The sequence below is a fragment of the Romboutsia sp. CE17 genome (assembly GCF_012317385.1).
Classification (GTDB): Bacteria; Bacillota; Clostridia; order Peptostreptococcales; family Peptostreptococcaceae; genus Romboutsia_E.
The window spans coordinates 1,592,624-1,609,517 of the sequence record NZ_CP051144.1 but is presented as its reverse complement, the minus strand read 5'-3'; the positions used below and the strand labels follow the sequence as shown (position 1 = coordinate 1,609,517).

General features: G+C 26.2%; 16 protein-coding genes. 10 read left to right on the top strand and 6 right to left on the bottom strand.

The window, feature by feature from the left end; all coding sequences use genetic code 11:
• Window positions 1-125: 125 nt before the first annotated feature.
• The 5 genes from HF520_RS07735 to HF520_RS07715 all read right to left on the bottom strand — a co-directional run bounded on the left by HF520_RS07735 (window position 126) and on the right by HF520_RS07715 (window position 4,309).
• The gene (locus tag HF520_RS07735) at window positions 126-1,367 is read right to left on the bottom strand and encodes an ABC transporter permease (protein ID WP_168573473.1); all 1,242 of its coding nucleotides are present in this window, start codon (window positions 1,365-1,367) and stop codon (window positions 126-128) included.
• On the bottom strand, window positions 1,364-2,053 hold the full coding sequence (locus tag HF520_RS07730; protein WP_168573472.1) for an ABC transporter ATP-binding protein: 690 nt from the start codon (window positions 2,051-2,053) through the stop codon (window positions 1,364-1,366). Before HF520_RS07730 ends, HF520_RS07735 begins: the two co-directional genes overlap by 4 nt.
• Window position 2,054: 1 nt before the next feature.
• Window positions 2,055-3,125, bottom strand: coding sequence for an efflux RND transporter periplasmic adaptor subunit (locus HF520_RS07725; protein ID WP_168573471.1), 1,071 nt, complete (start codon window positions 3,123-3,125; stop codon window positions 2,055-2,057).
• Between the two features lie 121 nt (window positions 3,126-3,246).
• On the bottom strand, window positions 3,247-3,840 hold the full coding sequence (locus tag HF520_RS07720) for a GNAT family N-acetyltransferase (RefSeq protein WP_168573470.1): 594 nt from the start codon (window positions 3,838-3,840) through the stop codon (window positions 3,247-3,249).
• A 283-nt stretch (window positions 3,841-4,123) separates the two neighbouring features.
• Window positions 4,124-4,309 carry a hypothetical protein gene (locus HF520_RS07715; protein WP_168573469.1) on the bottom strand — a complete coding sequence of 62 codons (186 nt, stop codon included), beginning with the start codon at window positions 4,307-4,309 and terminating at the stop codon, window positions 4,124-4,126.
• Between the two features lie 151 nt (window positions 4,310-4,460).
• Here HF520_RS07715 and HF520_RS07710 point away from each other — a divergent pair, with 151 nt between their 5' ends.
• The 5 genes from HF520_RS07710 to HF520_RS07690 all read left to right on the top strand — a co-directional run bounded on the left by HF520_RS07710 (window position 4,461) and on the right by HF520_RS07690 (window position 9,747).
• Complete coding sequence (locus HF520_RS07710; RefSeq protein WP_168573468.1) at window positions 4,461-5,687, top strand: VanW family protein; 1,227 nt, start codon at window positions 4,461-4,463, stop codon at window positions 5,685-5,687.
• A 184-nt stretch (window positions 5,688-5,871) separates the two neighbouring features.
• Complete coding sequence (locus HF520_RS07705) at window positions 5,872-6,522, top strand: FMN-dependent NADH-azoreductase (protein WP_168573467.1); 651 nt, start codon at window positions 5,872-5,874, stop codon at window positions 6,520-6,522.
• A 304-nt stretch (window positions 6,523-6,826) separates the two neighbouring features.
• Window positions 6,827-7,543, top strand: coding sequence for a polysaccharide deacetylase family protein (locus HF520_RS07700; RefSeq protein WP_168573466.1), 717 nt, complete (start codon window positions 6,827-6,829; stop codon window positions 7,541-7,543).
• A 130-nt stretch (window positions 7,544-7,673) separates the two neighbouring features.
• The gene (locus HF520_RS07695) at window positions 7,674-9,083 is read left to right on the top strand and encodes an MATE family efflux transporter (protein ID WP_168573465.1); all 1,410 of its coding nucleotides are present in this window, start codon (window positions 7,674-7,676) and stop codon (window positions 9,081-9,083) included.
• Window positions 9,084-9,171: 88 nt separating this feature from the next.
• On the top strand, window positions 9,172-9,747 hold the full coding sequence (locus HF520_RS07690) for an HDIG domain-containing metalloprotein (protein ID WP_168573464.1): 576 nt from the start codon (window positions 9,172-9,174) through the stop codon (window positions 9,745-9,747).
• A 111-nt stretch (window positions 9,748-9,858) separates the two neighbouring features.
• Here the strand turns inward: HF520_RS07690 and HF520_RS07685 are convergent, their stop codons facing one another.
• Complete coding sequence (locus HF520_RS07685) at window positions 9,859-10,419, bottom strand: NUDIX hydrolase (protein ID WP_168573463.1); 561 nt, start codon at window positions 10,417-10,419, stop codon at window positions 9,859-9,861.
• A gap of 172 nt (window positions 10,420-10,591) precedes the next feature.
• Between HF520_RS07685 and HF520_RS07680 the strand changes: the two genes are divergently transcribed.
• The 5 genes from HF520_RS07680 to HF520_RS07660 all read left to right on the top strand — a co-directional run bounded on the left by HF520_RS07680 (window position 10,592) and on the right by HF520_RS07660 (window position 16,862).
• Window positions 10,592-11,767 carry a cation diffusion facilitator family transporter gene (locus HF520_RS07680; protein ID WP_168573462.1) on the top strand — a complete coding sequence of 392 codons (1,176 nt, stop codon included), beginning with the start codon at window positions 10,592-10,594 and terminating at the stop codon, window positions 11,765-11,767.
• Window positions 11,768-11,894: 127 nt separating this feature from the next.
• Window positions 11,895-13,031: an NAD/NADP octopine/nopaline dehydrogenase family protein gene (locus tag HF520_RS07675; protein ID WP_168573461.1), complete on the top strand. Its 1,137-nt coding sequence runs from the start codon at window positions 11,895-11,897 to the stop codon at window positions 13,029-13,031.
• A gap of 170 nt (window positions 13,032-13,201) precedes the next feature.
• Window positions 13,202-14,965, top strand: coding sequence for a glycoside hydrolase family 3 protein (locus tag HF520_RS07670; protein WP_330586232.1), 1,764 nt, complete (start codon window positions 13,202-13,204; stop codon window positions 14,963-14,965).
• Window positions 14,966-15,159: 194 nt separating this feature from the next.
• On the top strand, window positions 15,160-15,831 hold the full coding sequence (locus HF520_RS07665) for a response regulator transcription factor (RefSeq protein ID WP_168573460.1): 672 nt from the start codon (window positions 15,160-15,162) through the stop codon (window positions 15,829-15,831).
• On the top strand, window positions 15,828-16,862 hold the full coding sequence (locus HF520_RS07660; RefSeq protein ID WP_168573459.1) for a sensor histidine kinase: 1,035 nt from the start codon (window positions 15,828-15,830) through the stop codon (window positions 16,860-16,862). The genes HF520_RS07665 and HF520_RS07660 overlap by 4 nt, the downstream gene beginning before the upstream one ends.
• Window positions 16,863-16,894: the final 32 nt, after the last annotated feature.

Genomic DNA, 16,894 nt, shown 5'->3' with positions numbered 1-16,894 from the left:
AATTTGTTCAAAAAGGAGTATTTCAACTTGAAATACTCCTTTTTTATATAAACTAAAGAAGTAAGACTTCCTTTAGCTCAAAAGACAATGTTATAACATATGTAGGAATTGTATGAAATAAAATTTTACTTATATATTGCTTTAATAGGATCTAATTTAGAAGCTTTAAATGCAGGAACTATTCCAAATATTATACCTACTAAAATGGTTGTTAAACTAGCAAATAAAATACTATTTAGGTTAAGTATTGATTTAAATGGGAGATAATTATCTATGTATTTAGTTGTAATAAGTCCAACTATAATACCCAATATACCTCCAATTAAAGTTATAAATACACTTTCAATTAAAAATTGGATTAAAATAGATCTAGGTTTAGCACCAATAGCTCTTCTTATACCTATTTCTCTTTGTCTTTCCATAACAGACACATACATTACATTCATAACACCTATTCCACCTACAAATAGAGAAATAAATGTTATTAATATTACAACTTTATTAATACTAGAAGTAATACTTTCAAGTTCATACATCTGAGCTTCAGCCTGATATGATAGATCTTCTGCAAGATAACGTCCTTCTATGTTAGGATGAAGCTCATTTAATCTTTCGATGACTTTATTAGTAACTTCAAAAACATCGTAGTTTTTAGAAGCAACCACATCTAAGGCATATATCTCAGTTGTATTATCATATTGTTTTGAGAGCTTTTCAAATGCCTTATTAGGCATGTAAGAAGTAGGCATATAATAAAAGTCATCATAATTAATATCACTTACTTCTTCATTCATATTAACTGATTCATCAAGTACACCTATTACCTCAAATATATAACCACCTATGGTTATTCCACGTCCTATGGCATTTTCAGGAGAATCAAACAACTCACTTGCATTTTGTAGAGTAATCATAACCACATCTCTATTTTCATCATCTAAAGAAAAGCTTCTGCCAAATAAAGCGGATATATTTGATTCATCTTTTATTGGTGATACATCAATATAAGTCATTTTTTTATCAAAATAAGCATCGAAAGAATAAATTATATTTTCATCAATACCACTGTTAGAAGGTCCTATTTTTTCTACACCTTCAATAAATGAAAGCTCTTCAAGGTCTTTATAAGCAAATGGAGATAGGAATATATTAAACTCATCCATATATGTATTTGAAGATTCAAAGTTTATAGTAGCTTTATTAGGGCCTACATTATTAACTGCTTTATTTACTTCTTCTTTAAGTCCATTTCCTATTGAGCTTATTAATATAACTAATGTTATACCTATAATAATCCAAATTAATGCCATAATAACACGTAATTTATGTCCTTTTATATTTACTAATGCATTTTTTATTAAATTCATACAGGTACCTCCGATGAAATGAATGAACCATCTTTTAGAGTTATAACCCTTGTTGCATATTTAGTTAAATCTTGGTCATGAGTAACCATGATAATAGTTTTTCCATTATCATTTAGCTCTTTTAATAACTTCATTATTTCCTCACTAGTTTCGCTATCTAAAGCCCCAGTAGGTTCATCAGCAAATATTATTTGAGGGTTGTTAACTAAAGCTCTAGCAATTGCTATACGTTGTTGTTGTCCACCTGAAAGTTGAAGTGGAAATTGATTAATCTTATCTAAAAGTCCTACTGATGAAAGACTTTTTTCAATTATAGATTTATTTTTTTTTCTATTAGACTCTTTACTATAAATTAATGGTAATTCTACATTTTTGTATATGTTTAATGTTTCTATTAAGTTAAACTGTTGAAAAATAAATCCTATATTTTCATTTCTAAAAACAGAGCGTTGATTTTCTGAAAGTTTACTTACATCTTCGTTATTAAAAATGTATTCTCCATCATCAAACTTATCTAAAAAACCAAGTATATTAAGCAAGGTTGTTTTACCACTACCTGATTTTCCCATAATCATTACAAATTCACCTTTTAGAATATTTAAATCTAAGCTTTTTAAAATTTGCACTTTTTCTTTCCCTACTTTATAGTATTTATTTATATTTTTTAGTTTTATTATGCTAGACAACTTATATTTCACCTTCTAAATTATTATCATTAATATTAGATTCACTATTATTTATATTTCCATAGTTTGATATAGATTGACCTTCTTGCATTTCTTTAGTAGGGTTTTTTATAATAATATCATTTTCTTTTAATCCAGATTTTACTACTGCAAACTCTTCAGTTTGACTGTCTATTTCGATTACTTGTTTTTTTAATACTCCATCTAAATCTTTAAAAACATAAGAGGTATCTTCAGATTTCAATATTGATGAAAGTGGTATTTTAGTATAAGTATTATCTAACTTAATAGATGCCTGAACGTGAAATCCGTTGATTAATCCTTCTTGACTATCAAAAGTAATATTTATATCGTAATATGATAAGCTAGATTGTTGTTGATATTCATCAGATGAGTTGCTTGTAGGTCGTTCTGATATAAAGCTAATTCTACCCATTAATTCCTGATTAGTTGAAAATACTAATACCTTAGCTGTTTGATCAATTTTTATTTTAGCCAAATCTTGCTCACTAGCTTTTCCTTGCATGTAAAATTCATTAGTTTGAAGAGTCATTAGTGAGCTAGATTCTTCTGAATCTTGATTTAAAAATACTTTACCCTCAAAAGGAGCATAAATTTTTGTGTATGCTTTTTCATTTAAAGCTTTAATTTGAGAATTTAGTTTGTCTATTTCCAAACTAATTGAAGGATCATCATAATCCTGAGATGAATTTAAATGAGAAAGTTGTAATTTTAACTCACTTATTTCATCTATTATAGATTGATTTTTACAAGTATACAGTATAGCTCCTTTTTTTATTGATTGACCATTTTTTACTTTTATGTCAACTATTTCTTCATCTGCTGACAAAGTAAAGTCTTTTGAATCTTTAGGAATTACAATACCGTTAATGAATACCTTTTCACTTTCTGGAATAATATAGGTTTCTATATAAGATTCAGCCTCAGCGTTATCAACATTATTATGAGAATATTTATTAAAAGCATAAATACCTATAATAATAAGTATAACAATAGTTATTACAATAAAAATACTAGATTTTTTGTTTTTTAATTTCTCTTTAAACGACATATATTCACCCCTTATTATATTAAATACCTCTATAAAATTATAGAGGTATTTAATATAATAAGTCAAAACTAATTGAAAATATTAATAAATTGTAACTTTTAAAAGAAATCACTGCCTATTTTTAAGCGGTGATTTCTATTGTTGTAGAAGGTATATTTTCTAAATTTTTGTATAGTACATATCTTATAATTCCGTCTTCATTTTCTTTTTCAAGTTTAATTTCAAATCCTAAATTTAAGATTGTATTTAGGCTATATATATTTTGTGAGTTAACAACTGTTACGATATTTTTAATACCTTTTTTTATAGATAAATCTATTCTAGTTTCTAATAGTGTACGGTGTAGAGCATTTCCACGGTAAAATGGATCAACCATAACAAATCCAGAAATAAAAGTATTTTCTATTTCATATTCATTCATACCTATTTCAATAAGCATATCTTTATATTCACCTTGTGGAGCTTCACATAAAGCAGAAGCTACTAAGGTATCTTCTATATAACATCCAACAATAAAACCATTTTTATCTAAAACACCTTGCAAATAATCTACATCACGAGACTTTAGCCAACTTTTATTGTCCATAGAGCTATTTACTCTATTGAATAAATTAATAACGTCCTCAAATTTATCTTTAGTTATATAACAAATATTACCTAATAAATTTTCGCAAGGATTCCCATTAAATTTAGATAATTGTATAGATTTTATCAATTAAGCACCTCCAAATCTCATAGGATATAACCCCATGAAGTAATTTATATAAAAATAGGTATGTAACCTAGGCATATACTTTATATAGTGTATATGTTTTCTAAAAATAAGTATAAGATATTATAACATAAACTTAAGAAAATTAAAGTGTAAAAAGTCGTTTTTTATCGAAAAAATAATAGAATTTAAATTTAAAATACAAAAATAGGAAAACGATTTGAAAAAAGGTAAGAAAAAAAGACTTAGAAGTCTAAGTCTTAAAAAATTTAGAGAATAATATAAATTAATCTTGGTAATTTGCAATAGCATTACTAGCTGCAAAAACAGCTTCTTTAACGAAGGTCATTGTATTTTCTATTTGATATTTATTATTTTGCTTTTCTACATTTTTTAAAGCATGATTTAAACAACTTTGAGCACTTTGAAGTTGAGCAAATGCATCTTTTAATTCATCTTTAGCGTTTTTCATAAATTACCTCCATATTTAATACGTAAAATATACTCAATAAAAGTATTTGCATTATAAAAATATATATACATTTTCTATGTAATACTTAAGGTAGAATATAAAATTATTAATAGGAAAATATAAATATAAATTAAAAAATAAGGAGTAAAATATGGTTAAATATAGAAAATTATCTCGTTTAATTTATATATGCCTTATTATGTTTTTTTTATTAGGCATAGGTAAAGGGTATGATAATAAAAGTGAAAAGATATTTAATAATATAAAAATCCAGGGTATAGATGTAGGTGGTATGAATTATAATGAAGCATTAAATGAAATAAATAAGTATTATAAGGTTAAACCTATAGGTATAAGTTATGAAGATAAAAAATGGACTATATATCCAGAAGAGATTAGTCTAGATTATAATATAGATAAATCTTTAAAAGAGGCATATAAGTATACTAATAGCAATGATAACTTAGAAAATTTAAAAAGGAAAATAGGATTAACTTTTAATAAAAATTATAATATAAAGTTAAATGCTACTTATAATGAAATAAAGTTAAGTGAAATAATAGAATCTATATGTAAAGAGATAGATGTAGATGTAACACAAGCCAATTTTGAAATAAAAGGATATGGAGAAATTGTTAGAACACCTTCTAAAGAAGGTAAAGAGGTAGATGTGATAAAGCTCAAAGAAGAAATATACAATATGATTAATAATAAAAATATAAAAGATTTAAATCTTCCAGTAAAAATAGTTAAACCTACTATAACAACTGAAGATGTAGAGTCAATAAATACCGTATTAGGTCAATTTAGTACATCTTTTAATGACAGTAGTTCTAGAGGAAATAATATTCATGTTGCAGGAGAAAGTACAAGTGGAAAATTAATAATGCCAAAAGATATATTTTCATATAATAAGGCTACAGGAGCAAGAACTTGGGTTAATGGATATAAAACAGCAAAAGTTATAGTAGGAGGAAAGTTTGTAAATGGTGAAGGTGGAGGTGTATGTCAAGTATCTACAACTATTTATAATGCAGCATTATTAGCGGGTGTAGGTATAGAAGAAGTTCATAATCATACAATACAGTCAAGGTATGTACCAAGGGGAAGGGATGCTAGTGTTTCATATGGATATACAGATTTAAAATTAAAAAATACTTTTGCACATCCTATATATATTTATAATATAGTAGGAAATGGTTCAATAACATCTAGAATCTACGGGTGTAAAGATGATAGACAAAAGTTATATATAAAAACTGAAGAAAAGCATGAGAAAGATAGCATTTTAGTAAAAACATACAGAATATATTTAGATGAAGAAAATAATAAAATTATAGAAGAACTTATAGCAACTAGTAAATATAAAATTAAATAAAATATAAATAAGTCCAAAATTTTTAGATCTAATAACTATATATATCACTTATGCCTAAGATATTCGATGAAAATTTTTTATTAAATTTTGAAGCAGACTCTAATATAGGATTTTTATAAAATGAATACAATAATTAATCATTAGAAATAATAAGTATATAAATTATTTCGGAGGTTAATTAACTATGGAAAAGAAATTATTATATATAAGTGTAAATTCAAAACCTGAAAATATGTCAGCCAGTAAAACTGTTGCTAGAGATTTTATAAATAAATTTTTAGAAAAGCATAAAGATTTTAAAGTTGAAGAAGTAGATTTATATAAAGAGCATATTCCAAGATTAGAGTACCAATATTTTGAAGGAAGAAATGCAGTTATAAAAGAAGAAGATGCAAAAAAATTAAATGATAAGGACCAAAGAGAGATACAAAAGATAAGAGATTTATGTGATCAATTTATTAGTGCTCAAGTATATGTTATTGCATCACCAATGTGGAGTTTATCATTTCCAGCACCACTAAAAGAGTATATAGATTGTATAGTTCAAGTTGGTAAAACTATTGAGTTTGAAAATAATAAACCAAAGGGATTACTTTCAAATCAAAATAGAACATTAATCTATATACAATCATCAGGAGGACATATTCCTTGGTTATTGGATCCTATAATGGATAAAGGGGAAAATTATATCGCAAGTATAATGAAAACTTTAGGTATAAAAAAAGTAAAAGAGTTAATGATAGATGGAACTGGAACTACAGAAAAAGAAAGAAAAGATGCTATAAATAAAGCAACATCTAAAATTGAAAATATTATAGAAGATATAAATATATAAATAAATTTTTTAGGACAAGCAATTTAAGATGACATTATTAATAAATAATATTAACTATATTTTAAGCCGTACACCTATATTCTTAGGTGTGCGGTTATTTTATTGTTATTTAATTGATTAATCAGTATATAAATGTAAAAGTATACAGAATTTAACCATAAATAATAGCAATTAAAATCTATAAAAGATGAAAATTGATTAATACTATTAGTAAGAAATAATTTATAACTTTTATTTAAGCCAAGTGACTATATACAATAATATGTAAAATACATTAAGGCAACAGAGAAAGGGGAGGGAGGCTATGATAAAAGGTAAAAGAAATAAATTTAAATTCTTCCTAGTATTTTTTATAGCTATATTAGGGGTAAGTACAATGTTTAGGTTTAGCTATGCTAATAATTATAAATCGAAAAGCGATTGTAAAGTAGCGTACATAACAATAGATGATGGACCATCTAAATATACAGAGGAAATTTTAGATGTTCTAAATAAATATAATGCTAAGGCTACTTTTTTTATGATAGATGAAAATATGAGGACATATCCTAATGCTGTAAAAATGATTATAGAAAGAGGAAATACACCTGGCTTTCATAGTGTTAGCCATGATATTAATAGATTATATAAAACTAATAAATCAGCCAAAGAAGAGTTTGATATAAACAAGAAAACTTTATTAGAATTAACGGGAATTGAATCTAATATAGTTAGATTACCATACGGTAGTAAACCGTATACACCATATAAAAGCTATGAAAATATAGTAGAAGCTGGTTATAAAATGTGGGATTGGGATATTGATACAGAGGATTGGAAGTCAAGTTCTGAAAAAGTAGTTCAAAATGTTAAGATGTATTCAAAAGGAAAAGATAATATAGTTATATTAATTCATGAAAGAAAGCAAACTGCAAAGTCTTTAGAAGAGATTTTAAAATATTTGACTAGTGAAGGATATGTATTTGTACCAATTGATGAAAATGAGATACCACAAAACTATTGGTTAAAGAATTTAAAATAAAACTGCAGAATATTAAAATAGAATGTTAAAATTTAAAATATTTTGACATTCTATTTTATTTTAAATGTAGTGATTATTTAGAATAAAATGATATAATTATATAGATATTATATAGATTTTAGGAGGAGAGATGAAGGATAGGGTTGATTTAACAAGTGGTAGTATAAGTGATAAATTAATTAAGTTAGCTTTGCCAATTATGGGGACCTCATTTATTCAAATGGCATATAATTTAACCGATATGATATGGGTAGGAAAAGTTGGAAGTAATGCAGTTGCTGCTGTAGGAACTGCAGGATTTTATCCATGGCTTGCTATGGCATTTATAATGATTTCTAGAATAGGCGGAGAAGTAAAGGTAGCTCAAAGTATAGGGGAGAATAATTTAAATAAAACAAAATCCTTTATTAAAGCAGCAATAGAGATAAACATTATATTAGCAATAATATATTCAATTATAGTTATTATATTTAATAAAGGTCTAGTAGATATATTTAAATTAGGCGATGAAGAAGTAATATCTATGTCAAGACAATATTTAGTTATTGTGGCTAGTGGATTTGTATTTTATTTTATAAATCCTGTATTAACATCTATATTTAATGGAATTGGGAATAGTAAAACACCATTTATGATAAATACTATAGGATTGATTGCTAACATTATACTAGATCCGATTTTAATATTTGGGTGGTTTGGATTCCAAAAACTTGGAGTTGCGGGAGCTGCTATAGCAACTATAACAGCTCAGATGGTAGTAACATTGACTTTTTTAATTAAGATAATAAAATCTAAAGATGAGTATTTTAAAGTGAAATTATTTAGAAATATTGAATTTGATTCTTATAAGGTATTATATAAATTAGGATTACCTGTGGCAATTCAAAATGGTATGTTTACATTATTCTCAATGGCGATAGGTGTAATTGTTGCATCATTTGGTCCTGTAGCAATAGCTGCACAAAAGGTTGGATCTCAGATAGAATCTATATCATGGATGACAGCTGATGGTTTATCTGTTGCATTAGCTACATTTGTAGGACAAAATTATGGTGCTGAAAATTATGACAGAATAAAGAAAAGTTGTAAAATAGGAATTATAACTTCTTTAGGTTTAGGAATTATAACTACAATAATATTAGTATTTTTAGGTAAAAATATATTCTCATTATTTATAGATGAAAGTGATGCCATTATAAAAGGTGGCATGTATCTAAAGATACTAGGGTATTCACAGTTGTTTATGTGTTTAGAAATAATTATAAGTGGTATCTTTAAAGGTTTAGGAAGAACTTATATATCTTCAATTATAGTTACGATATTAACAGGGGCTAGAATTCCAATGGCATACCTTTTATCAAAATCTAATATTTTAGGTATTAATGGTATTTGGTGGAGTATAAGTCTAAGTAGTATACTAAAGGGAATAGTACTTATGAGTGTATTTATTATTTTAATTAAAACCAATAAATTGTATTTACATAGTAAAAAATCTATAAGCTTTAAAGAAGAGTATGCTTCTTCCTCAGAAGAAGAATAAAGTTAGATATACAAATATTACTAAATTGAATAGTATATATTTTATATGTAAATAATTAATAAATATGTAAAATAAAGGAGGTATTTATATGGGAAAATTTCCGAATAGAGATGAATCATTAGCTTTATTAAATGAGTATAATAAAGAAGAACATTTAATAAAGCATGCATTAAGTGTAGAAGGTGTTATGAAGTACTTTGCAAGACTTTATAATGAAGATGAAGAAAAGTGGGGAATAGTTGGACTACTGCATGATTTAGATTATGGTATGTATCCAGATGAGCATTGTAGCAAAGTTATTGAAATTATGGAAGAAAAAAAATTAGATAAAGATTTAATTAGAGCTGTAGTAAGTCATGGGTATGGACTTGTATGTGATGTAAAACCAGAGAGCAACATGGAGAAGGTTCTATATACAGTAGATGAATTGACAGGTCTAATAAGTGCAACTGCTATAATGAGACCATCAAAAAGTGTTATGGACTTAGAGTTAAAATCTGTTAAGAAAAAGTTCAAATCTAAGGGATTTGCAGAAGGTGTAAATAGAGAAGTAATAAAAAATGGAGCAGAAATGCTAGGCATGAATCTAGATGATGTAATAAATAATACTATACTTGGTATGAGAGAAGTTGCAGAAGATATTGGTCTTAAAGGTAATTTATAAAATATTATAATATAAAATAAAAACATAAGAATAGCTACTTAAAAGTTAAATGTTCTAACTTATAAAGTAGCTATTTTTATTTAAGAATAAATATCAAATATAATATGTAAATTAATATAATTTTTCTATTTTTTCATTAAATTTTTTATAAACTTCTATCATAAAAGGTTCTGTTGAATATTTATCAACATCTTTGATAGGAATCCACTTAACACCTTTAGTTTCATCTTCATTAACGATAAGTTCTTCATTTTCATCTGCTTCTAGAAGATAAGCAACAGATAAATGCAAATGAGAAGATACATAATTACCTTTTTTGATATGTCCATCTACTGTAAGAACATCCAAAGATAATATATCTTTAGAAATTGGATTTATATTTTTAAGACCAGTTTCTTCTTGGGCTTCTTTAATGGCAACTTTAAGTAAATCACTGTCTCCATCAGCATGACCACCAGTCCATGACCATGAATTATAAATTTTATGAAAAATCATTAAAGTTTTATCTCTAGTTTTATTAACTATATATCCAGAGCTAGTTATATGTGCTAAAGTATTTTCTCTAGTTAGTATATCTTGAAATTTATTTATACAATTTAAAATTAATTCTTTATCAGCTGTTTCTTGCTCATTATAAGGGGTATAAGATTTTATATCATTTATGTAACTCATATCTGCTCCTTTCAAATAACAAAATATAAATTTTTGTAATAATTGTTTTACATATTAATAGTACTATAATTATAAATAATTAGCTACAATGATATAATGAAGTATAAATATTAACATATAAATAATAATATAATTAAACTACATAATTTAAAATCTAAAAAGGAGAGTTGAGATGATTTTTGATTTTTTGACAAGTAAATTAATAAAAAATAGCGAAAATGTATACGATGAACAAGTAAGAAATAAGTTTGTATATGTGGCTGGGATAATTGGAATTATATCTAACTTAGCTTTATCTATAGTCAAAATTTTTGTAGGATTTATAACTAGTAGTGTATCCATTACGGCAGATGGGTTTAATAACTTATCTGATATGGCATCATCTGCAATAACTATAATAGGACTTAAATTAGCAAGTAGACCAGCAGATAAAGAGCATCCATTTGGACATGGTAGAATGGAATACTTATCAGCACTTATTGTTGCATTTATGGTAATGTTAGTAGGGATTCAATTTATAAAATCATCAATTGAAAGGATTATTAATCCAGTTGCAATTAAATTTGAATTAATACCTTTTATATTATTATTATTATCTGTATTAGTTAAGATATGGTTAAGTACATTTAATAAATCTATAGGAAATAAAATTAATTCCTCGGCATTAAAAGCAGCTGCAGTAGACGCTATGGGGGATGTATTTACCTCTAGTTGTGTATTAATATCTTTTCTTGCATCTAAATTTACAACAATTCCAATTGATGGTTACGTGGGTCTTATAGTATCAGTAGCAATATTATATGCAGGATTTTCTTTAGTAAAGGATACAGTTAGTCCATTACTTGGAGAAGCACCAGATGAAGAACTAGTCAATGCCATCAAAGAAGGTGTGATGTCATATGATAATATAATTGGTGTTCATGACTTAATAATACATAATTATGGAGTAGGAAGATGTATGGCTTCTATTCATGCAGAGATTCCATCGAATATAGATATTGTTACAATTCATAATATTATAGATACAGCAGAAAGAGAGATTTCAGAAAAACTAAATATTTATCTAGTAATTCATATGGACCCTATGTGTATACATTGTGATAGAGTTAAAGATGAAATGAGTATGGTTGAAAAGATTATATCTAAATATGAAAATATAAAATCTATGCATGATTTTAGGAGAACTGAAGGAGAAGATAAAGTAAATTTAATTTTTGATTTAGTAGTTGATGCACACTATGTAACTACAAAAGAAGATGAAGAAGAAATAAAAAATACTGTATCTAGAGAAATAAAAATATTAAAGCCTGATTATAATTGCATAATAACTATAGATAAAGAATTTTAAGATAAAATGATTTTAACTTAAAAACATCAAAAAGGTTACAATATAAATAAAATATTCTAATAAATAGAAATATAATGTATAATTATTGAATATTTAAAATTTCATCAAAGAAAGGTGTTGACTTATAATGAATATATGTATAATTGGAGCAGGAAATATAGGAACATACTTGGCAGCTTATATATCAATGAAAAAAGATTGCAAGGTATGGATACATACTTCAAAACCACATTTATTTACAGATGAATTAGTTTTAATTGAAGAAGAAAAAAATTTGGAACACAAAATAAAGTTACACTGTGTTACAGATAGCTTAGAAGAATGCGTTAAGAATGCTGATTATATATTAATAACACATCCATCTTTTTTAATTGAAAAAACTATTGGACAAATAAGTAAATATGTAAAGCCAAATACAATTATAGGAATGATACCAGGCTTTGGAGGAAAAGAGTATTTTGCAGAAAAATTAATTGAAAAAGGTTGCGTATTTTTTGGAACACAAAGAGTGCCTTCAATAATTAGACTTGAGAAATATGGAGAGTGTGTTGCTCTTAAAGAAAAAAATCCATTTATGAAGATAAGCGCTATACCAAGTAAATATACAAATGAAATTTGCAGAGTAATGACTGATCTAATAGATATACCTTGTGAGGTTATAGACAACTACTTAGCTATAACTTTATCACCATCAAACCCTATAATGCATCCATCAAGATTATATGAATTATTTAAAGATTATAAACATAATGAAACTATTTATGATAAAAATCCATTATTTTATGAAGAGTGGGGAGATGAAGCTTCAAAAACGCTACTTGAGTTAGATGAAGAATTAGGTAAAGTATTTGAATCTCTAAATGAATTTAAAGATTTTGATGAAAATAGTATAGAGAAAATAAAGATTCGATTTGAAACGGAAGATCCAAGTATATTAAGCAATAAAATAAGAACAGCTCCAGGTTTTAAAGGAATCGGTTCTCCGATAGTTAAATGTGAAGGTGGATATATACCAGATTTAAGTTCTAGATATTTTATTGAAGATATTGAGTTTGGATTATGTATAATTAAAGCATTTGCAGAACTTTGCAATTTAAACACTCCGAAACTTGATGAAGTAATAGTATGGTCACAAAATTTATTAAACAAAGAATACTTAGTTGATAATAAACTTATAGGTAAAGATTCTAAAAAATTATTAATACCTCAAAATATAGGAATTAATAGTAAAAAAGAGCTAATTGATTTTTATAAAAATTTATAAACTATTAAAAAATCCAAAATTGATTAAGAAAAATAAAATCAATTTTGGATTTTTACTTTTATATATGACAAAAAAATATCAAAAAAATACACTAGTATACTTGTATTATTGATAAAAATATGATAAAGTATATTTAAAGATATTAAGACAATACTTAGGGGTGAATTATAATGATGGTAAACTTAAAAGCAAAACCTTATAATCTTGATGATGAAGCTATAAAATGGGTACAAGAAACGATAGCTAATATGTCTATAGAAGAAAAAATAGGACAATTATTCATAAACATGGGTGCTAGCCGTGATAAAGAATATTTAACAGGAGTATTAGATAATTATCATATAGCTGGTGTTCGTTATAATCCAGGAACAGCAGAAGAAGTATATGAACAAAATAAAATATTACAAGAAAACAGTAAAATACCACTATTAATAGCTGCTAACACAGAAGCTGGTGGTAATGGTGCTTGTACAGATGGTACTTACATAGGAAATGAAGTAAAAATAGCTGCTACAAATGATAAGAGATATGCATATGAAATGGGAAGAGTTTCAGGTGTTGAAGCGGCAGCAATAGGATGTAACTGGAGTTTTGCTCCAATCGTTGATATAAATAGAAACTGGAGAAATCCAATAATATCAACTCGTACTTGGTCAGAAGATGTTGATCAAACATTAGAATTATCATTAGAGTACATGAGAGGTATAATGGAAAGTGGTATAGCACCAGCTGCTAAGCATTTCCCTGGTGATGGTATAGATGAGAGAGATCAACATTTATCATTTGCTCCAAACTGGTTATCAGTAGAAGAGTGGGATGCTACATTTGGAAAAGTATATAGCGGATTATTTGAAGCAGGTCTTCCATCAATAATGGCAGGACATATATCTTTACCAAATTATGTTCTTCACTTCAACCCAGAAGCAACAGTACAAGAGCAAATATTACCTGCAACTTTAAATAAATACATATTAACAGATTTATTACGTGGACAAATGGGATTCAATGGTTTAGTTGTAACTGATGCATCTCACATGGTTGCTATGACTTCTGCTATGAAGCGTAGTGAAATGTTACCAACTGCGATAGCTGCTGGTTCTGACTTATTCTTATTCTTCAATGATCCAGATGAAGACTTCAAGTGGATGATGGAAGGATACGAAAATGGAATAATAACTGATGAAAGATTAGAAGAAGCTTTAACTAGAATATTAGGAACAAAAGCTGCTTTAGGTCTTCATAAAAAAGCTAAAACAGAAATATTAATGCCAAAAGAAGAAGCTATGGCTAAAATAGGATTAGAAGAAAATAAAGCTATAGCATTAGAAGTTGCTGACAAAGCTATAACATTAGTTAAAAATACTGAAGATATATTCCCAATATCAGTTGAAAAGCATAAGAGAGTTTTACTTGTTGACGTAAAAGGTGTTGAAGGTGGATTTGGAGCATTAATAGGTGCTCAAGGACCAAAGCCAACTGAAGTATTAAAAGCTCAATTAGAGGAAGAAGGATTCGAAGTTACTATATGGGAATCACCAATAGATAAAATAATGAAACTTCCAGCTGAAGAAAGAAGACAAGCTATAGGTAATATATATGCTGCTAAGAGACCAATATCTGAGTTAACTGATAATTATGATTTAATAATAAATGTTGCTGTTGTTAACCCAAATACAGATCAACGTATACAATGGCCACCAGCTAAAGGTACTCCAGATATACCATTCTATGTAAATGAAGTACCAACTATATTTGTATCAGTACAGTGTCCATTCCACTTAGCAGATGTACCTCAAGTTAAGACTTACATCAATACTTATGATAATAAAGACTTTACTTTAAAAGCATTAGTTGATAAGATGTTAGGACGTTCTGAATTCAAAGGTGTAAGCCCAGTTGATGCTTACTGTGGATTACTAGACACTAGATATTAATATATAATAAGATATGTATTTTCTTTTAAAATAAAAAATATTCCATAAAAACGAAAAAATGATGAACTTTATTAAGTTCATCATTTTTTATTTTTATAAACTAAAAGAGTACGATATGAATAATAGTAAAATTTCACTTTAATAATATAAATAAAAATGATAAACTTAACAAAAAGCACTAAAGGAGATAGTATATGAAGAAACTAATGATAATAGAAGATTCAGAAGGAATTAGAAATGAATTAACTTCTTTTCTTATAAAATATGGCTATGAAGTAATTGCTCCAGTATCTTTTGAAAATATAATAAATGATATAAGATTATCAAATCCAGATTTAATACTATTAGATATAAACTTACCTGCTTTTGATGGTTTTTATATATGTAGAGAAATAAGAAAAGAGATGAATACTCCTATAATAATAGTGACTAGTAGAAATAGTGAGATTGATGAATTAATGAGTATGAATTTAGGTGCAGATAATTTTATAACTAAGCCTTATAACACTCAAATACTTTTAGCTCATATTAATGCAGTACTTAAGAGAACATATGGAGATAAAGACCATTTAGATTTACTTAGAATTAGAGATTTAGAATTGGACTTATCTAGGGGAACTATAAAAGCATTTGACAATACTTTAGAAATTAGCAAAAATGAACTTAAAATACTTGCTTGTCTTATAAAAAATAAAGAAAAAATAGTAAGTAGAGATACTCTTATGAATTATATGTGGAACTCTGACATTTACATTGATGATAATACTTTATCTGTAAATATAAATAGACTTAGGAAAAAGCTTAATGAAATAGGTCTAAAAGATTATATAGAAACTAAAAGAGGATTGGGATATATGATTAAATGAGTATATTGGAATATTTAAAAGATAAATTATTATTTATTATTATTAATTTAGTATTGTTTATAGTAATACTACTTTTATTAATACCATTAAATATATCACCTTTATTAGTAGTAGCTATCTTTACAGTATGGTTTTTACCATTAAGTACATATATTTTAATGGAATTTTTTAAGCTAAGAAAGTACTACAATGAAATAATTAATATTTGTGATAATTTAGATAAAAAATATTTACTATCAGAGATAATTAATGAACCTAGCTTTATAGAAGGTAAAATATTATATTCTATTTTAAGAGATACTAACCGTTCAATGAGAGAAAATATAAATTATTATAAACAAATAGAAAAAGAGTACGAAGAATATATAGAAATGTGGGTGCATGAAATAAAAACACCGATAGCATCGACTATGCTATTTGCTGAAAATAACTCAGAAAATATTTCTAGGGTTATAAAAGATGATATAAAGAGTATAGAAAATTATGTAGAACAGGTTTTGTATTATTCAAAAATAAATAATGTAAATAAAGATTATATTATAAAGGAATTTAATTTAGAATATGTAGTAAAAAATGTTATTAGAAAAAATGCAAGTTATTGTATTAGTAAGAAAATATCTATTAATATTAATGATTTAAATGAGAGTATATATTCTGATGCTAAATGGGTCGAATTTATAATAAATCAAATTATATCTAACTCCATAAAATATGCATCAAAGCAATCACCTAAAATTAGTATATATTCTAAAAGAAATAAACATAATACGATACTTACAATAGAAGACAATGGAATAGGAATATCAGAAAAAGATATTAGTAGAGTTTTTGAAAAAGGATTCACTGGTGAGAATGGAAGGATCTATGGAAAATCGACAGGTATAGGATTATATATATGTGAAAAGCTGTGCAAAAAACTTGGGCTAAATATTGATATCATATCAAAAATAAATGAAGGGACAAAGGTAAATATAGTTTTTCCACATGATAAAAATAGATATTTATATAAAAATAATCTATCTCAAAATTAATATTTTGGGGTAGATTATTTTTATATTTAAAT